The sequence below is a fragment of the Streptomyces sp. NPDC049687 genome, assembly GCF_044465285.1.
Taxonomy (GTDB): Bacteria; Actinomycetota; Actinomycetes; order Streptomycetales; family Streptomycetaceae; genus Streptomyces.
Genome location: NZ_JBITLN010000001.1, coordinates 777,815 through 796,652 on the forward strand (window position 1 = coordinate 777,815; position 18,838 = coordinate 796,652).

Below are 18,838 nucleotides of genomic sequence, written 5' to 3' on the forward strand. Positions count from 1 at the left end.
CCCAGGAAGACGAGGGTCCTGTCTGCTCCCCGTCCCCGGCCGCAGTCTGAGGGCATGACGACGACACTGATCACCGGAGCGAACAAGGGCCTCGGTTTCGAGACCGCCCGCCGGCTGCTCGCCGCCGGCCACACCGTCTACATCGGCAGCCGTGACGCCGAGCGCGGCCGCCGGGCCGCCGAACTGCTGGGTGCGCGGGCCGTCCTGCTCGACGTCACCGACGACGCCTCCGTCGAGGCCGCGGCCAGGACCGTCGAGGCCGACGGCGGCCTGGACGTCCTCGTCAACAACGCGGGCATCGAGTCCCGCGGCCCCGGCAACAGCGTGCCCGGCGCCGCGGAGACGACCGCGGCCGCCATGCGGGAGGTGTTCGAGACGAACGTCTTCGGCGCGGTGCGTGTCACCCACGCGTTCCTGCCGCTGCTGCGGCGCTCGCCGGCCCCGGTGGTCGTCAACGTCAGCAGCGGTCTGGCCTCCCTGACCCTGGTCTCCGACGCGAGCACTCCGGCGCACGCCTATCCGGGCGTCGCGTACCCGGCGTCGAAGACCGCCCTGAACATGGTCACGCTGCAGTACGCGAAGGCGTTCCCGGCCATGCGGATCAACGCGGTCGAACCCGGCTTCACCAAGACCGACCTGAACGGCAACACCGGCGTGCAGACCGTGGAGCAGGGTGCCGAGATCATCGTCCGCATGGCGCAGGCGGGTCCGGACGGGCCGACGGGTGGCTACTTCGACGCCGAAGGGCCGCTGCCCTGGTGACCCCGCCTCACGGCCGGCGGCCGGCCGGGCCGGCGGCGAACCAGAGGGCGACCTGCCGGGGGTCGGCCGTGGTGCCGGAGAGGCGGAGCTCGCGGTGGATCGCGCGCGGGAACTCGGGGCGCCGCAGCAGCGGGCGGGCGGCGGGGTCGGCTGCGGCGAGGGCGAGGACCAGGCCGGTCCAGGCCTCGGGGGCTTCGGGATCGTCGGCCAGGAGGCGGGCGTAGGCCTCCGGTGCGGCGGGATCCCGGCCGACGAGGGCACGGTCGGCGGCGGAGGGCTCCGGGCAGTCGCCGTCCTCGGAGGGCGCCGCGAGTCGTTGCCGGATCAGGCCGATACGGGCGTACGACCACGAGGCGGCGAGGTCCGGGACGACGGAGGACTCGGCGATACGGCAGTCGGCCGCGGCACCGGCGGCGAACGCCCTGGCCAGCGCACGGACGTCATCCGGGGCGGGGGCCAGATGCCGGATCCGCCAGCCGGTGCGGTGGTCGGTGGCGGCGAACTCGGCCAGGGCGGCGGTGTCCGGCCGTACCCGGTTGTCGGACCACCAGTTCGGCAGCCGGGCTGCCATGCCCCGCAGAAAGCGGCGTCCGTGTGCGGTCAGACCGGGATCGGCCCCGAGGACGCCGAGGGCGTCCCGGGTCTGCCGTCTGCGTAACGCGAACTCGAATTCCGCCAGCCGCCGTTGCGGCGCCCGGTCCAGGTACCGGCACCAGAAGTCGGTGATCCCCAGGAAGGCGTACGCGCCCTGGAGCAGGCCGCTCAGGGGGCGGGGGTCGGGCCGCCAGGGGGCGTAGTGGCGTTCGGTGCCGCTGTCCTGTTCCAGCGTCAGCAGATGCAGCAGCGCGCCCAGTTTGGTGTGCTGGAACTCGTGGACCAGGGTGACCGCCATGGTCGCCGGATCCGGCGGCAGCGACGTCAGCATGCCGCCGAAGGCGTCGCCGGAGGAGGCACTGAGGACGACCCCGGTCGGCGACTGGGGTACCGCCGTGACGCTGCGCAGCCCCTCCGCGATGGCGGCGGCCATGCCCGGGTCGCTGCCCACGAGGACATCCAGCCCGTGGTCGAACCGCTCCTGCCAGCGGGTGATCTCGTCCTTGCCGAGGCGCTGCGGGGGCAGGGGTTCGCTGAGGTCCCGGTAGGGGTCGATGTCGTCCAGCCAGACGGTCAGCGACCGTCCCGCCACGTCCGCCCGCAGTCTGCGCAGTCCCTGCCATCCGGGGGCGTCCCCGTCGGGCAGCTCGGACCGCTCGGGCGGGCCCACGCACGCGCCGTGCGGGTCCACCCTCAGCCGTCCGGCCTCCACCACCACCTCCGCCGTCCCCCAGTGCGGACGGCCCGGTAAACGGGCGAGCCCGAGGGTGGGGAACATCGCGGTGCCGTCGCGCAACGGCACGGTGGTACGCAGCGACAGGCCGGAACGCAGCGCGGCCACGGAGCACACGGCGTGCAGATGACCGAGATCGGTCCAGAGCGGTCCGTCGCCCCAGGCCGTGCGGGACAGCCTGCGCAGGCTGTGTCCGAGCCAGATCCCGATCTGCGGGTGCATCAGCAGCTCCCGGAAGGGCTCCGGAGCGCGCTTCTGGGCCGCCGTCAGGATGTCCCACGCGTTGTCCACGGGCGGCAGCGGGCCCAGCCCGCCGGGGGTGGCGGCAACGGCGTCGAGCAGGGTCCTCAGCAGCAGGAGCCGCCTGCTGTACTCGGTCGTCCACAGGAAACGGATCAGGTCGGGGCCACCCCGGCCCGCGGCCAGCTCGTCGAAGTACGCCGAGGGGACGAGGTGGTGAGCGGTGTGGGCGGGTTCCGAGCGTCCGTGGGGCTGCACAGATCTCCCTCCCCGGGAACCCTCAGTCAGCCCGTCCCGGTTTTTCACCGCCGGCGAAGTTGACCCGTGGCCGTTCGATTTGCCGCAGCAACCGGTCCAGTGACGGCGCATAGGCGTCCGGGCTCTGTGCCCGAAGAGCGGAAAGCGGGATCTCACTGAGATCGACCAGTTCGGACCCCATGAACTCGGTGGACGTATTCATGCGGCTCCCCCTGAGAAACGCCCTGCATCCCGATGACTTCATGATGACGCAGGCAGAAGGGTTGGGGAAGAGCGTGATCAGCCGCTCAGACTCCGGGGTCCGGCGGCAGCCAGCGGTCGGCCCAGTCCTTCAGCTCGCTCTGCTCCAGCGAGCCCGGCTCGACGTCGGCGAGCGCCCTGACGAGTTCGGCCAGGCCATCGGGGTAGCGACAGCTGGTTCGTACGATGCTGATGATGTCGGGCCGTGGCGCCGCCAGCCGGCGGATGGCACCGGCCTGGTCGGTGGGCAGCCCGTCGAGCACGAGCTGGCGGTGGTCGCGGTCCGCCATGGTGGGCCACCCCGCCAGCAGGTTGACGAGTGCGGTCAGCGCGGCGTCCGGCACCGGTTCCTCGCGACGCCGGGGCGCGGGGAACGCGAGGTGGCGTACGTCGCCGGCCCCTGACCGGTACCAGAGCGAGGTGGGCCGCTGTGCCCCCTCGTTGAACTGCCCGATCACGGTTTCCGCGACCACGTTCATGTCCGGTGGCCAGCACCCGCCGTCCGTGGCGGCCAGGGCGGCGAGCGCCGCCCGGGAGAACGCCCCGGTCTGCCGCGCGGGGTCGTTGACGGCGCGCTGTCCGGGGCCGGAGGCCAGCAGGACGAACTGTTCCCGGGCGGGCAACCGGTCGCCGCCCGGGGGGAGTTCGGAGGGCAGGGCGCGGGCGAAACCGAGGTCCTCGACAAAGGTCTGGCAGGAGTCCACCAGCCAGACCTGCCGCCGGAAGCCGGGCAGGAGGTCGGTGGTGAAGGCGGTCAGCCAGGCGTCCAGGTCCAGGTTGCGCCGGTCGTCGGCGGCGGCGTCGGCGTAGAAGAGCCTGCGGTGCCCCTGCGGGTCGGTGACGCCGTGGCCGCCCCAGAACACCCAGAGCAGATCGCCGTCCAGCGCGGGCAGCCGGCGGGTCAGCACCTCCTGCACGGCCTCACGCCCGGCGGGAGCGGCCGTGACATCGACCTCCGGTCCGCCGGCCCCGGCCAAGGGGTCCAGCAGCAGGAAGATGTGGGAGGCGGGCACGCCGTGCCCGCGCAGCCAGGCGGTGAAGCGGCGGGCGTCGGCGGCGGGGCCCGGCAGGTCCCAGGACGGGCCGGCGGCATAGCGTTCCACGCCGACGACGACGGCGTACGTACGGTCCGGGCGGGCGGCGGTCACGGCAGCTCCCCGGCGAGGAGGCGGTACAGCTCAGGGTTGCTCCAGTAGGCGCTGTGCGAGAGGGGGAAGGGCTGGCGGCTGTCGAGGGCGATGTCCTGGACCCGGCCGGGGAAGACGCCGGCGCCGACATAGCCGAGCAGGTCGCGCCGGTCGTACACGTTCAGCCAGCGCGGTACGTGTGCGGGCAGGGGGCTGCCGTGCTCCAGGCTGGGCAGCGCTCCCAGTTCGTACAGGAACGGTGCCTGGGAGCCGACGGTGACCAGCAGGGCGACCTCGGGCAGCGGCCGCAGCACCAGCAGGTCCAGCGAGGCTATGCCGCCGAGGCTGTGGGCGAGCAGGACGACCGGGGGTTCGGCGGTCCGTACCGCCTGTGCGACGGCCTCGCGGATCGCGGCGCCCCGGGCCAGGTAGAGCAGTACGTCACCGGCCGCCGGGTGGGCGGCGTCGGTGAGTGCCGAACGCCGTTTCACCGCCTGGGCGGAGGCCAGGCCGAGCGCCAGCCGTCCGGCCAGCCGCTTGACCCGCCGGGTGACCGGGCCGCGGTGCGTTCCCCTCTCGTCGGGGCCGGGGGTTCCGGGGAGCAGGTCGGCGATCCGGGCGACGGCCGCGTCGCGGGCGGTGCCGTCGAGGGCCGGTGCCGGTCCTTCCCGCCCGGTCCGGCGGCGTACGGATTCGGCGACGAACGCCCTTGCCAGTACGGCCGTCCCGGCGTCCGCGGCGGGGGTGCGCAGGTAGCTGCGGCCGTCGGGGGCGGTGAGTACGGCGGCCACGGCGGCGGCGAAGTCCTCCGCGATCCCCGCGGCGTCCAGCAGCCGACGCAGCCCGGTGTCCCCGGTGAGGGACAGGGCCGCCGAGGAGAGGGCCTCGCCCGGCGGTCGCGCGCCCGGCGCCAGTTCCGCGCGGGTGGCGGGTTCCTCGGTGAGCAGGCGCAACTCGAGCAGGGGATCGAGATAGAGGAGGCCCCAGAACTCGACGTCCTCGTCGAGGTCGTCGGCTCCTGTGTCGGAACCGGCTTCCGGTATTCCGCGCCCCGTTCCGTACCCTGGCACGGAGATACCGTTCGAATGCAGCACTGATCCGGCGCTTCCGCCCCAATAGCAGGAATTCATGCGGACATCGGGCCGGAAAGACCGCAAGCCCTCCCGTACGAGTTCGAAAGTGGCGCTGAATCCCGGCTCACGCACTCCTGTGCCGTGTACGAATAACACCGTCGTCACAGCTGCCCCCCGTCCATGACGGCATATACCAAACGGTGTCAACAATAGGTCACTCACGGGGAACCCGGCTACACTCCGTACTGACTGTGCCACAGTGGGCGGCACTTGCCGGAAGGGGAACGCCGGTGAGCATGGACTTGATCGTCACTCACGTCGTCGCAGCTCTCGCGGTGGTGATCGCGGCCTCCTACGTCCTGGGCGCGGCTGCCCGCAGGCTCGGGCAGCCATCGGTCATCGGGCAGTTATTCGCGGGCATCGCGCTCGGCCCCAGTCTGCTGGGCCTGGCACCGGGCCGGGTATACGAAACCCTCTTCCCTGAGCAGATCCAGCCAATTCTGAGCTCGCTCGCGCAAGTGGCGCTGGTTCTCTTTCTCTTCGCTGTCGGTTATGAACTTGACCTCGGTCTGCTGCGCAATCAGCGGGCGGTGACGGCCGTATCCCTGGGCGGATTCGTCATTCCGATGCTGATGGGTGCCGGGATCGTGCTGCTCTTTCCCAGGGCATTCGCTTCCGCCAACGGTGGGCATCCCGTCGACGCCACCTTCACCCTCTACATGGCGGTCGCCCTGTCCATCACGGCGGTGCCCGTCCTGGCCAGCATCATCCGGGACCAGGGGCTGGCCGGCAGCAGGCCGGGTGTGGTCGCGATGGCCTCCGCCGGTGTCATCGACGCGCTGAGCTGGCCGGTACTGGCCGTGGTCCTGGTGGGCACCGAGAACGGATCGGTGCGAACCTGGACCGGCAAGGTGGCCCTGCTGATCGGGTACGTCCTGGTGATGGTCTTCGCCGTACGGCCCCTGCTGGTGTGGTGGATGCGCAGGCCGGGCGCCCTGATGACCAACCATGTCCCTGTCGCGGTCGCCGTGGCGCTGGGGTCGGCCTGCGTCACCAGCGCGCTCGGACTCCATGTGATCTTCGGTGCCCTGCTGGCCGGGATCATCATGCCCCGCCAGCCCGACGGCTCTCCGGACAGCCAGGTGCTGCGCCCGCTCCAGGAGACCGGTGGACTGCTGCTGCCGGTGTTCTTCACGATCTCCGGGATGGCGGTCAAGCTGAGCGGGCTGCACGCGTCCGACCTGCTGCTCTTGGCGCTGATCTGCGGTGCGGCGGTGCTGAGCAAGGTGACCGCCGGCGCGCTGTCGGCCCACGGCGCCCGTATGCCGTGGCGTGACTCGCTGCTGATCGGTGTACTGCTCAACACCCGCGGGCTCACCGAACTCATCGTGCTCAACGTCGGGTTGCAGGCCCACGTGATCGGCCCGCGCCTCTACGCGCTGCTGGTCGTGATGGCGCTGGTGACCACGGCTGCCTCGGGGCCGCTGATCGAGCTGCTGCGCCCGCCGGCCGAGACGCCGCCGACCGACGGCACCGGAACCCTGGCCGGCACCCAGAAGGCGCGGGGTCTGCCCGGGACGGATCCCGGGCAGACCCCGACCGTCGACGCCGAACCGGCGCCACAGCCGTAGCGTCCCCTGCGCATGCCGAGCCGGTCGGGCCCAGGGCCCGACCGGCTCGGCGCTTTCCGCTCGCCCTAGAAGGGCACCGGGGCGATGTCGACCTCGGCCCGCTGGCTGCTCGCGGCGGCGACGGTCGCCGGGTGGCTTTCGCCGAGCCTGCTGCGGAAGCGGGTCAGGGTTTCGGTGTGCAGGGCCGTGGCCTCGTCCACGCGGTCCAGCGCGCGCAGGTCCAGGGCCACATTGTTGGCGCAGGCCAGCGTGGTGGGGTGGTCCTCGCCCAGGATCCGGGTCAGGCTCTCCAGGGCCTGCCTGTCCAGTTCCAGGGCTTCCTCGTGACGCTCTTCGGCGCTGTACTGGTTGGCCATGCCGATGACCGTGGTCAGGGTGAGGATGTGCTCGTCCCCCAGGGACTCGCGCAGGCCCGGCAGTGCCTCGGCGAGGTGTTCCCCGGCGGCCTCGAGGTCCCCCATGTGGCGCAGGGTGATGGCCACGTTCGTACGGGCCGACAAGGTGTAGGGGTGGGCGCTGCCGAGCTTCGCCACGTAGCGTCCGATGGTCGCCTCACCGATCTCCCTGGACCGCCTGAGCTGGCCGTCCTGGCGCAGGTCGACGACCAGGTTGGCCGCGCAGGCCACGGCGTCCGGGTGATCGGGACCGTAGCGGTTCTGGAACTTCGACAGCGCCAGCTCCGCCATCTGAAGCGCCCCGTCGTGGTCACCGGCGCGCCTGCGGCACACCGCCAGGACGCGGCCGCAACTGATGGTGGCGGGATTGTCCTCACCGTAGTTGGCGACATAGCGGGCGTAGACGTCCTCCTGGTGGATGACGGCGGCCGGATAGTCGCCGGTCTCCCGGATGTCGATGGACAGCCCGCTGAGGGTGTTCAAGGTCGCCAGGCTGTTCTCGCCGAGGGTGAGAGCGCGCAGGCGGGCCGTCTCCGTGTCGTGCGCCCGCGCCTCCTTGTACAGGCCCATCAGCCGCAGGCCGACGCCGAGGCTGTGGGCCGCGCGGAGGGTGGCCGGGTCGTCCTCGCCGAAGGCGCGCAGCGAGCGTTCGAAGACGGACCGGTTGATCTCCAGCGCCCGCGCCATCTCGGCCTTCAGCCGCAGGCCGTCACACAGCTGGATGAGGGCGTCGAGGGTGCCCTCGTCGTCCTCACCCGCGATCCGGAGGTAGATGTCCGCGGTGCGCTGCATCATGTCGGCGGCTTCCTCGTACTCACCGATCATGCGGAGGATGAAGGCCTGCCACTTGGCCATCTCCAGCGTCAGCTGGTCCTCGGCGCCGAACTTCTCGGTCCAGATCGCCAGCGCCTCTCGGGCCATTCTCGCCGCGCCCTCGTGGTCGCCCCAGACGTAGAGGAACTCGACGACCCCCCGGACCAGGCCCCGCACCCAGGGTGAGTCGCATTCCACCGCCCGTGACACCACCACGTGCGGCAGCAGTGCCTGGTAACGCGGCCACAGCTCCCGCGAGTCGGGGCCGTTGGGGTTGGCGTCGGCGAGGAGCAGATGCGCGCCGTGCCGCATGTCCGCCTGCTGCTGCGGGGACATTCGGTTGACCAGCACCGCCTGGACCAGTCGGTGCAGCTGGATGGTGTCGTGCCGGTGCTCGATGCGGGCCAGGGCGTAGATGTTGATCTCTCGGATGGCCCGGCCGAGCTTGATCGGGTGGCGCAGGGCGTCGTCCAGCTCGGGGGCGATGGTGGTGCTGCGCGAGTTGTTGAACAGGCTGCGGGAGATCGGCTCGGGGGCGAAGAAGGAGCAGACCTGGAGGAGTTGCAACGCGGCGGGATTGCGCTGTTCGAGCTGGCGCAGCGAGACGTCCCAGGCGGCGGCGACCGACATGGGGTAGTCGGGTGAGGGGACGAGTTCGAGCATCAATTCGGCGATCTTCTCGTTGATCAGCCGCAGGTACTCGGGCACGGCCATCCCCGTGACCGCCTGCCAGGCCGCCGCCTGCTCGATGGCGAGCGGCAGGTCGCCGAGGGCCTCGGCGAGCAGGTCGGCGTCGGTGTCGCTCAGGTCGCGGGCCCGGCGGCGGAGCAGGGCCTTGCTCTCCTCGCGGGTGAAGACGTCGACGGACAGGGTCCTGGCCACCCGGTCCCATTCCTGGTTCCGGGAGGTGATGAGGATCTTCCCGGTGCCGCCGGTCGGGAAGTAGGGGCGCACGGCCTCGACGTTCTCGGCGTTGTCGAATACCAGGAGCCATCGGTCATAGGGCTGGCCCCGGCGCAGTGCCTCACGGACCGCCGGGACGGCCCGGTTGGCCTCGCTGCTTACGTTCAGGCCCAGCCGGTGGGCGAGTTCGGTGAGCGCGGTCAGGATCATCGTCGGCTGTTCGGAGGGGATCCACCAGACGACGTCGTAGTCGGATGCGTACCGGTAGACGTATTCGATGGCGATCTGGGACTTTCCGACACCGCCCATGCCGTGCAGGGTGTGCGGCAGCACGGCCGAGGTGTCGCCGGTCACCAGTTGTTCCCGCACCTGCGCGAGGAGATCCTCCCGGCCGACGAAGTTGGGGTTGTTCGGGGGGACGTTGCCCCAGACGGCTGGTACGGCGTTGCGCGGCGGGAGCTGGTGCGGTTGTGCGGCCGGACCCGGGACCGGTTTGCCGGGTGGAGGTGACGCGGCACCCGACTGCCCGTCGGGGTTCGGGGCCGGAAGCCCCTGGACCGGGGTCCCGCTCGGGGAACCCCCGTCTTCGCGTTGCTGGCTGGCAGTGGTGTCGGTCATGGTCAGGCCGCCCGTGTCGGAATTTACATGTTCATTACTGACATCGTGGACTATGTGCCCCGCGTTCGCCGTGATCGACGCTCCCGGCAGGGCCCCTTCCAGGGCTGCGCTGATCCGGCGGGCACGGAACAGATAGGGCCCTGAGAGGGCACGCAGAACGGCCAGCTCGACGCGGACGAACGGCAGGTTCTCCGCCGTCAGCGGCGGATCGGGCACGTCTTCCGGGGCGAGCAGGGCCCCGTGCAGTCCACGGGCCGCCTCGAAACGGTCGCCGTAGAAAGCGGACACCGAACTCACCACCCGGGCGGTGTCCGCGCGCATCGCGCTGGACAGCAGTGCCTCGCGTGCGCCGTCGACGAAGTCCAGCGGAACACGGGAGGCGGCGCTCTGCGGTTCGCCGGGCGGCGGCTGTTCGACCAGGCCGCTCAGGAACAGCTCGGCCAGGTGGACCGGTTGCGCCTCCGGCACCAGTTTGCGCTGGACGTCCCGCACCAGGCGGGGTTCGAGGATCGCGGCGGCCAGATGGGTGGCCAGCCGGAAGGCCGTAGGGGTGGCATGGCTGCGGAAGCGGCGGATGCGCTCCTGCACCGAGGGCGCCGGGAGGACGAACGGCGGCTCGGGCTCCTCCGGTGCGGCCCGGTCGGGCACCCCCAGCAGCAGCGCGGAGGCCTCGACCCAGCCGGACTCCTCGCCGGCCACCAGCCCGGCCCAGCGGCCCAGCCAGTCGGCGTCCAGCTCCAGCACCGGGACGGCGACCGTCCACTTCTCGGGCGGCGGGTCGAACGGGTCGAAATGTTCCGCCGGGAAGTCCACGGACAGTTCGGTGTTGCGGGCGCCCGCGCGCGGACTGCGCAGCCGCACCTGCCGGGGTGTCAGTGCGGTGCGGTGCCAGTCCCGCTGCGACAGCAGATGCACCATCGCCGTCGGCCCGGCGGCGGCCCACAGCTCCAACGCCTTTCGGCCCGCCTCGGCCCGCCACAGCGGCCCGAGCCCGTCGGTCAGGACGAGGATGATCCGGCGGCCGGTGCGGTCCACCAGCTCGGCGGGGACCCCGACGGCGTCGTCGCCGTACGGGCCGCGCAGGACCGTCTCCTCGCCCGCGGGGGTGTCGCGAAGGCCCAGCCGGCGGACCCGTACGTCGCGGAAGGCCCCGAGCTGCTCCGCCACGGCGGTGAACTCGGTGATCGTCTGCTCCCAGATGACCATGGTCGCGTGATCGTCCACCACCAGCACCAGATCGAAGCGGCGCTCGTCCGCCGGCCGGGTGTAGGGCAGCCACAGGCCGTCCTCGGCGGCGTGCTCGGCGGTGGCCTCCTCGTCCAGCTCGATCTCGAACGCCGAGGGCACCACCTGCTTCAGCGGTCGCAGCCGGCGGCCGATGCCCGCCGCGTCCCGCAGATCCGGCGTCGGCTCCGCCGGCTCCTCCCGGACATACACGCCCCGGAAATCCCGGGGAACCTCCTCCCCGGACTCCGTCGTCCTTCCGGGCAGAAGCCGGAAGGGCAGCTGGACCGGGTCGCCCGAGGGAGCCGGCTCGTGCGGCGCGAGGTCGTCCGCCGCGCCGCCGGCCGGCGGGGGCGACTCCGTCGTACCGCCGGCCGCGGGGCCGCCCGCTCCCCCGCTCGCGCCGTCGGGCGTGGATCGGGCCGGCGGCGGCTGCCCGGAGGTTTCGGGCAGCACGGAGAGAGCGGACAGGGTCGCCGGCCGGGCCTGTGGCGGACGGGTGGACGGGGGCAACCGCGCCGCGAGCGTCTGGTACGCGAGCAGCCACAGTGCCTCCGCCACTTCGAAGGCCTCCGGATACGGGCGCGGGTCGTCACCCATCAGGGCGCCCCCGACAGTTCACGCCACAGCGCGTCCAGCAGTTCGCCCCATGACTCGTCGTCCTCCCGGACGCCCGCCGTCCGCAGGAACACGGCGTTCAGCAACTGGTCGGTGGCCAGTCCGCCGTTCTCCCGGCTGCGTTCCACGAACCTGCGGATCATGGCGTCGTGCCGTCCGTCCTGGTCCCGGAAGTGGGCCGCGATCATGGCGGCGAGCTGGTCCTCGCGCGGCGGCGAGACATTCAGCCGGACGCAGCGGCGCAGGAAGGCCGGCGGGAACTGCCGCTCCCCGTTGCTGGTGATCACGACGAAGGGGAAGGCCCTGCACCGTACCCGGCCGTCGGTCACCGTGACCGTGACGTCCGGGTCGTCGGTGTACACCTGTGCCCGGTCCTCGTGGTGGCGGGCGCGGACCAGTTCCGGGATGTCGTACGAGCCGTTCTCCAGGACGTGCAGGAGGTCGCTGGGCAGATCGATGTCGCTCTTGTCCAGCTCGTCGATGAGCAGGACACGCGGCAGCTCGTACGGCAGCAGGGCGGTGCCCAGCGGGCCCAGCCGCACGAAGTCCCCGATCTTCGCACCGCCGCCGTCCGGGGCCGGTTCGGTCGCGCCGTCCGGGGTGCCGGACGCGCCGGGCGGCAGTGGGGCGCCGGCCGTGCCGCGTCCGAGGGAGGCCTGGGCCCGGCCGATGGCGTCGTACTCGTACAGACCGGAGCGCAGCGTGCTGCGGGAGGTGATGCCCCAGTGCAGGACGCGGCCCAGGCCCAGCTCGCGCGCGACGAGGTAGGCCAGGGTGGACTTGCCGATGCCGGGCCGGCCCGTCACCAGCAGCGGCCTGCGGAGCAGCAGGGCCGTGTTGATCATGTCGATGTCGTGCGGATCCTGCCGGGGCGTGGCCCGGCCCACGACCCCGAGCCGGCGGTCGGTCTCCGCGCTCTCGGCCGGCACGGGCGGCAGCACGGGGCCGCCGTCGAAGTCCCGCCACCCGGGTGGCGGGGGCAGGATGTCCGCGAGGCGGATGTCGGTCAGCGGCTGCCCGGTGCCTCGGTAGATCCACCAGCTGCGGCCGGCGACGGCCCCTGCGTTCCGGCTGTTCTCGACCGGATGATGGACACCGCTCATGAGTCCCCCTCGTCGTTGTGTCCGCCCCGCGCGCTCCCGGGGTCCGCCCCCGGAAATCCGGACCAGTCGACGATGCGGTTCGGATCATCGAAGAGAACCGCGAGATGTCGTCCTGCGTGCGAATCCCGTTGCGTCGCGGCGGCGGTGGCCGCCTCGTTCCGCAAGTGCTGGACACGCTGCGGCAGCTCGATGGCCTTGCCCTTCAGCAGCTTCTTGACCCGTTTGCGGAACTCGCCCGGGGCCGCCGGCCGGCGGTCCCACACCGCCAGGGGCACGCCCGCGCGCAGGGCGGCCTCCAGGGAGGCCTGGCTGCCGCCGGGTCCCGGCAGCGGAGGGGCGTTGAGCGCGACGGAGACCAGCCGCTCGTCGGCGGTGAGCAAGCTGTTCCACCGCACGGGGTCGTGGCCGCGCCGGCCCGTCGTGTCCCAGTGGCAGACGATGTCGCGGTCGCCCATCATCCGCTGCCAGCGGTTGTGCCACCGACGGTGGAACTCCCGCGCCCGCATCCGCTCCAGGCTCCGCAGCACCACCGGATAGCTCAGGCACAGGGCGGTCGATGAGGTGGACTGGGACGCCATCGGCAGCCACTCCATCGGATGGTTCAGCAGATGCAGGGGCAGGACGAACTCCAGCACCGGCCGGCCGGGTCGCCCGGCCCAGTCCTGCTCGGCCTGGTAGACCAGCCGCTCCACGGTGGCCTCGACCTCACTCAGGGCCACGACCTGGTCCTCTCCGCGCTCCGGCCGCCACGGGCCCGGACGTATCTGGCGCCAGTGGGACAGCAGATACCGGTCCGCGCTCATCCCGTGTCTGCACAACTGCACAACGAGGCAAGCCGGAGCTGGTTGTGCCACCGGGCCCTGGGCGATCTCCGCGCGCAGCGCCTTGAGCTGCGCGCCCAGGCCGAGCTTGGCGGCCTGGACGTCGTTCCATTCCCGCAGGTCGTGGGCGACCGGCCGGTGGACGTCGGACTCCTCGAGCGCCGTGATCACATGCTCGACCAGCACCATCACGGGGAGCAGACCGTCGGGGCGGGCGTTGATCCTGGCGAGGAAGTCGAAGGCCTCCCGGAGGGTGGCCACGGGGCGCTGCGGGAGGGTGAGGTCACCGGCGGCGGCGTAGAGCACGCCGTGCGCGTCGAGATGACGGACACGGGCCAGCAGTGTGTGGACGGCCCGTAACTCGGCTTCGGGCAGAACGCCCAGCACCGGGGAGGCGAGGACCAGTTCCCTGATCCTCAGCACGGCGGTCGCGTTGGGGGCGTAGTCGTGCAGCGTGGCGAGCAGCGCGGGCAGCCCGTGCGGCTCCCGCAGGCAGGCTCGGACGATCTCCAGCATCTCGAGCCGCATCCGGCCGTGTCGCCGGATGTCGCCCAGTTCGGGTAACCGGCTCGCCAGCATACTGATCAAGAGATCGCGCCCCTCCGGAGCATCGAGTCCCGTCACCGCGCACATCAGATCTACCAGCTCATGCTCGAATCCCGGCGCAAGAACGCCATTGCCCTCGCTGAACAAACGCCCCCCCGTCACGGCCCCCACGCTCCCCAACTCCCGATCGACGCTGGGTAGTCCAGGCGCCGCCGCCCTACGTCCAGGGTATGGCCCGGGCCTGACACGTCGCCACCCTGCGAGCGGCGAATCCCGAGCGTCGGACGGCTTGGAGAGGGGTCGTCACCGCCGCTGTCCGCCGGAGGGTTCGACGCGGATCACGATGGACTTGGTCGTGGGGGTGTTGCTCGTCTCGGCCGTGGAGTCCAGCGAGACCAGGACGTTCGTCTCCGGATAGTAGGCGGCTGCGCAGCCGCGCGGCGTCGGATAGCGGACGGCGCGGAAGCCGGCGGCGCGGCGTTCACCGTCCGGGTAGACGCTGATCAGATCCACCTGGTCACCGTCGTGGAGGTGGAGGTCGCGGAGGTCGTCCTTGTTGAGGAAGACGACCCGGCGTCCGCCCTTGATGCCGCGATAGCGGTCGTCGAGGCCGTAGACGGTGGTGTTGAACTGATCGTGCGACCGTACCGTCGTCAGCAGCAGATGCCCCGGTGGGACTTCGGAAGCGGTCGGCGGGTTGACGGTGAAGCGCGCCTTGCCGGTCGGGGTGGGGAAGGTGCGCGAGTCGCGCGGTGCCCGGGGCAGCATGAAGCCGCCGGGCTGCCGGACGCGCTGCTCGTAGGCGTGGAATCCGGGGATGACGTGCTCGATGTGGCGGCGGATCACGGCGTAGTCGTCGCGCATGCCGCGCCAGCCGAGGTCGTCGCCGAAGAGCGCGTGCCCGAGGTCGGCGACGATCGCGACCTCGCTGCGCAGATGCGGTGACCCGGGGAGGAGTCGTCCGTGCGAGGCGTGCACCATCGCCATCGTGTCCTCGACCGTGACGAACTGCTCGCCCGAGGCCTGCCGGTCGCGTTCGGTGCGTCCCAGGCAGGGCAGGAGGAGCGCCTCGGTGCCGTGGCACAGGTGGGAACGGTTCAGCTTGGTCGCGATGTGGACGGTGAGGGCGCAGTTGGCCAGTGCGGCCTCGGTCACCTCCGTGTCGGGTGTGGCCGCGGCGAAGTTCCCGCCGAGGCCGATGAACACGTCGACCTCGCCGTCGCGCATGGCCTTGATCGAGTCGACGGTGTCCAGGCCGTGGGCCCGGGGCGGATCGAACCCGAACTCGTCTCGGAGCCTGTCCAGGAACGTGTCCGGCATCTTCTCCCAGATGCCCACGGTGCGGTCGCCCTGGACGTTGCTGTGCCCGCGGATCGGGGCGGGCCCGGCACCGGGGCGTCCGATGTTGCCGCGCAGCAGCAGGAAGTCGACGATCTCGCGGATGGTGGCCACCGCGTTGCGGTGCTGGGTGAGCCCCATCGCCCAGCAGACGACGACGCTCTCCGCGGCGATCACGTCTGCCGCGCAGTCCTCGATCAGCCGGCGGGACAGACCCGACATCGTCTCGATCCGCGACCAGTCCAGGGCACGCCACGCCGCTGCCGCCTCCTCGAAGCCCTCGCAGTAGCGGTCGATGAACTCGTGGTCGAGGATGGACCCCGGCGCGGCGTCCTCCCGGTCGATCAGGGCCCGGTTCAGACCCGCGAAGAGGGCCAGGTCGCCGTTGACGCGCACCGGGAGCCAGCGGTCGGCGATCTTCGTTCCGGGGCCGGCCAGGCCGCGCGCGGTCTGCGGGTTGTGGTAGCGGCCGAAACCGGCCTCGGGAAGCGGGTTGGCGGCAATGATCCGGGCGCCGCGCCGCTTGGCGTCTTCCAGCGCGGTGAGCATCCGGGGGTGGCAGGTGCCGGGGTTCTGGCCCACGACCATGATCAGGTCCGCTTGATCGCTGATGTCGGCGTAGGTGACGAGGCCTTTTCCGACACCTACGGTCGCGCTCAGGGCGTCACCGCTCGACTCGTGGCACATGTTCGAGCAGTCCGGCAGATTGTTCGTGCCGAACCTGCGCGCCAGCAACTGGTAGAGGAAGGCGGCCTCGTTGCTCGTCCGGCCGCTGGTGTAGAAGACGGCACGGTTCGGATCGGCGAGGCCGCGCAGGCGGTCGGCGACGAGCGCGAGCGCGTCCTCCCACGACAGGGGCGCGTAATGCGTCGCGCCGGGGGCGAGATACATCGGCTGTGCCAGCCGGCCCTGCGCCTCCAGCCAGTGACCGTCCCGCTTCCGCAGGTCGGCGATGGGGTGCTCGGCGAAGAACGCCGCGCCGACGCGTTTGCGCGTGGCTTCCCAGGCGACCGCCTTCGCGCCGTTCTCGCAGAACTCCGCGATCTTCCGGTGACCGGGTTCGGGGTCGCCCCACGCACAGCTCGGACAGTCGAAACCGTCGGTGTGGTTCACCTTCAACAGCGTCTGCAGACTCCGCCTCGGCCCCATTTCGGCCAGGGAGTACCGCGCGGACTCGGTGATGCCGTGCACTCCGACGCTGTCCTTCTTGGGACCTGACGACGTCGGGTTGACGGGCTTGTCGGCCATGACCGCCTCTTTGCCTGTGTCCATGCTCAGTGCGGGCCGGCTGCCGGGCTTGGCTCCGGCAGCCGACCCGCGACACCACCCTGGTTCACGCGGCGAGCGCGTGACCGGGATGCAGTACGACCTTGGTGTAGCCCTCGATCCTCTGGTCGAACTTCTCGTACGCGGTCGGCGCCTCGTCCAGCGGCAGTTCGTGGGAGACCACGAAGCTGGGCTTGGCGCGCCCCGCGATGATCAGGTCACGCAGCTGCCGGTTGTACTGCTTGACGTTGCACTGGCCGGTGCCCATCCGCTGGCCCTTCTCGAACATCCTGCCGATGGAGACCAGCAGCTGGCCGTGCTTGGCGTTCTCGTCGGGACCGCCCGGGTCGGACGGTACGTACAGGCCCGGCACGCCCAGCATGCCCGTCGGCCGCACCGTCTCGACGAGGGTGTTGAGAACGACGGCGGGTTCCTCATGGCTCGCGTCGTGCGCCTGGGCCTGGTAGCCGACGGCGTCGACGCCCTTGTCGGTTCCCTCGCCGTCCGTGTGTTCCTTGATCTGCTCGGCCGGGTTGCCCGCGGTGAAGTCGATCGGGATGGCCCCGATCTCCTCGGCCTTGGCGAGCCGCTCCGGCACCCGGTCCACCGAGAACACCTTCGACGCACCGCGCAGCAGCGCGGAGTACGCGGCCATCAGGCCGACCGGGCCGGCACCGAAGACGGCGACGCTCTCACCGGGGGACACCTGGGCGAGCTCGCAGCCGTGATAGCCGGTCGGGAAGATGTCGGCGAGCAGCACGAAATCGGTCTCGAACTCCTCGCCCGGCGGCAGCTTCAGACAGTTGAAGTCGGCGTAGGGCACCCGCAGCCGCTCCGCCTGCCCGCCGATGAACGGTCCCATGGCCACATAGCCATAGGCTCCGCCGGCGAAGCCCGGATTGACCGTCAGACAGAAGCCGGTCCTCCCGGCCAGGCAGTTCTTGCAGAACCCGCAGGCCACGTTGAACGGCATGACGACACGGTCACCCTTGGACAGGGAGGTCACACCGGCGCCGGCCTCCTCGACGATGCCCATGTTCTCGTGTCCGAAGACGATGCCCGCCTCGGCCGCCGTGCGGCCCTCGTACATGTGCAGGTCGGACCCGCAGATGGCGGTCGACGTGACCCGTACCAGCACGTCGTTCGGGTGCTGGATCTGTGGGTCGTCGACATCCCGGACAGTTACGCTGAAGGGCTTCTCGTAGACAACGGCTTTCACCTGAATCACCTCCGTCGAGCGCCGGGTGGCGACGACGAAACGCCCTGACCGAGGCTCTTGCCGGGAGGATCACACACCGAGACGGAGCCCCTTGGTCCGTTCGTAGCCGCAGGCGCTCTGGCTTCCTCATTGGATACTTCCAGGGAACTCCCGTCCGGGGTGCGCTGCAACTCCCGCCCGGCTTCGCCCCGGCTCGCCCGGGACGAGCCCGCGTCGCAGTGGTGGGTGTGCGGCCCGGAGCTCTTACCCGACGTCGACGAAGTCGCCGGCCGCCGTGGCCGGGCCGGTGGTGGCGGTGCCGGTGAAGAGGAAGCGGAAGTAGCCGTCGGTGACGGCCTTGGTGGTGGTCTTCAGGGTGCCGTTGCTGCCGCTGGTGATGGTCTTCAGGGTGGTGTAGGTGGTGCTGCCCTTCTTGCGGAACTGCAGCTTGACCGACCGGTCCCGGTAGCCGGTGTACGTGCCGCTCTCCCAGTTGGCGCGGGTCAGCTTGCCGGTGACCGTGATGGTCCTGCCCTTCCTCACCGGCTCGGGCGAGGCGTTGACCGTGACCTTGGCGTACCGCTTGATCTGCGTCGTGCCGGCGACGTCGGCCTCCGTCCAGTCGTCGGTGGTGTCCTGCGCCGCGGCGAACACCTTCCAGGTGCCGGCGAGGCCGTTGTGGTCGAGGTCGCGCGCGGCGTCCACGACGAAGCTCATCTCGCAGGTGGAGGTGGTGCGGTCGGTGGGCGACACGGTGCACGTGCCCGCCGGCGGGTACAGCGGCAGGACGCCGTCCTGGTCGTCGGTGTTGGGGCCGTGCCACAGGTAGACCCAGGACGCGGCGATGCCGTCCGGGTCCTTCGCTGTCCACGTGAGGGTGATGGTCTTCCTGGTGGTCAGGCCGAGCACGATGTCCTTGCCGCCGTTGACGACGAGGTTCGAGAACGTCGTGTCGCTGGACGCGGCCGGGCCCGCGGCTCGGGCGGCCGCCGGAATCACCGCCGCGGAAAGGGCGGTGGCAAGGGTTACGACGGCGGCAACAGGGCGGATGCGCATGGAATCCCCCTCAGGGATCGTCGGCCTCGCCGTCTCCTCACGGCGAGGCCTGAGGTCGTGTCACAGTCGCTAGACCCATGAGGACGGGTCCCGGTTGCCCCGTTGTGTCGATTCCGGTCCGGTGTCGCTGATCATCCGGGAAACGGGCACCGAACGGGCACGCCCGGCGGCCAAGCAGGCAGCGGTCTCGCACGCCCCGGGGCCCTCAACCGCCTCATCCAGGGCATCCGGACTTCGGAAAACGGGCACTTTCGGTCAGGAAGTGCCATACGTCGAGCCTG

At 71.2% G+C, this 18,838-nt stretch carries 12 protein-coding genes; 2 read left to right on the top strand and 10 right to left on the bottom strand.

Going from position 1 to position 18,838, the window contains the following annotated elements:
• Positions 1 to 54 precede the first annotated feature (54 nt).
• Complete coding sequence (locus ACIBVL_RS03595; protein ID WP_399091089.1) at positions 55 to 762, top strand: SDR family NAD(P)-dependent oxidoreductase; 708 nt, start codon at positions 55 to 57, stop codon at positions 760 to 762.
• Positions 763 to 769: 7 nt separating this feature from the next.
• On the opposite strand, the gene ACIBVL_RS03600 is transcribed toward ACIBVL_RS03595, so the two are convergent.
• From ACIBVL_RS03600 to ACIBVL_RS03615, 4 genes are all read right to left on the bottom strand, one after another.
• Positions 770 to 2,587 carry an HEXXH motif domain-containing protein gene (locus ACIBVL_RS03600; RefSeq protein ID WP_399091092.1) on the bottom strand — a complete coding sequence of 606 codons (1,818 nt, stop codon included), beginning with the start codon at positions 2,585 to 2,587 and terminating at the stop codon, positions 770 to 772.
• Between the two features lie 22 nt (positions 2,588 to 2,609).
• Positions 2,610 to 2,789 carry a hypothetical protein gene (locus ACIBVL_RS03605; protein ID WP_399091095.1) on the bottom strand — a complete coding sequence of 60 codons (180 nt, stop codon included), beginning with the start codon at positions 2,787 to 2,789 and terminating at the stop codon, positions 2,610 to 2,612.
• An 85-nt stretch (positions 2,790 to 2,874) separates the two neighbouring features.
• On the bottom strand, positions 2,875 to 3,975 hold the full coding sequence (locus ACIBVL_RS03610) for a caspase family protein (RefSeq protein WP_399091098.1): 1,101 nt from the start codon (positions 3,973 to 3,975) through the stop codon (positions 2,875 to 2,877).
• A complete protein-coding gene (locus ACIBVL_RS03615) occupies positions 3,972 to 5,024 on the bottom strand; it encodes a hypothetical protein (protein ID WP_399091101.1) in 1,053 nt (350 codons plus the stop codon). Before ACIBVL_RS03615 ends, ACIBVL_RS03610 begins: the two co-directional genes overlap by 4 nt.
• Positions 5,025 to 5,323: 299 nt before the next feature.
• Between ACIBVL_RS03615 and ACIBVL_RS03620 the strand changes: the two genes are divergently transcribed.
• The gene (locus ACIBVL_RS03620; RefSeq protein ID WP_399092027.1) at positions 5,324 to 6,658 is read left to right on the top strand and encodes a cation:proton antiporter; all 1,335 of its coding nucleotides are present in this window, start codon (positions 5,324 to 5,326) and stop codon (positions 6,656 to 6,658) included.
• A 65-nt stretch (positions 6,659 to 6,723) separates the two neighbouring features.
• On the opposite strand, the gene fxsT is transcribed toward ACIBVL_RS03620, so the two are convergent.
• The 6 genes from fxsT to ACIBVL_RS03650 form a co-directional block, all read right to left on the bottom strand.
• Complete coding sequence (gene fxsT, locus ACIBVL_RS03625) at positions 6,724 to 11,211, bottom strand: FxSxx-COOH system tetratricopeptide repeat protein (protein WP_399091104.1); 4,488 nt, start codon at positions 11,209 to 11,211, stop codon at positions 6,724 to 6,726.
• A complete protein-coding gene (locus ACIBVL_RS03630; RefSeq protein ID WP_399091106.1) occupies positions 11,211 to 12,332 on the bottom strand; it encodes a MoxR family ATPase in 1,122 nt (373 codons plus the stop codon). The genes fxsT and ACIBVL_RS03630 overlap by 1 nt, the downstream gene beginning before the upstream one ends.
• A complete protein-coding gene (locus tag ACIBVL_RS03635) occupies positions 12,329 to 13,786 on the bottom strand; it encodes a hypothetical protein (protein ID WP_399092030.1) in 1,458 nt (485 codons plus the stop codon). The genes ACIBVL_RS03630 and ACIBVL_RS03635 overlap by 4 nt, the downstream gene beginning before the upstream one ends.
• Before the next feature lie 216 nt (positions 13,787 to 14,002).
• Positions 14,003 to 16,285, bottom strand: a complete 2,283-nt coding sequence (locus ACIBVL_RS03640; protein ID WP_399091109.1) for an FdhF/YdeP family oxidoreductase — start codon at positions 16,283 to 16,285, stop codon at positions 14,003 to 14,005.
• Between the two features lie 85 nt (positions 16,286 to 16,370).
• Positions 16,371 to 17,522, bottom strand: coding sequence for a glutathione-independent formaldehyde dehydrogenase (locus ACIBVL_RS03645; RefSeq protein ID WP_399091112.1), 1,152 nt, complete (start codon positions 17,520 to 17,522; stop codon positions 16,371 to 16,373).
• 243 nt (positions 17,523 to 17,765) lie between these two features.
• Complete coding sequence (locus ACIBVL_RS03650; RefSeq protein ID WP_399091115.1) at positions 17,766 to 18,557, bottom strand: hypothetical protein; 792 nt, start codon at positions 18,555 to 18,557, stop codon at positions 17,766 to 17,768.
• Positions 18,558 to 18,838 lie beyond the last annotated feature (281 nt).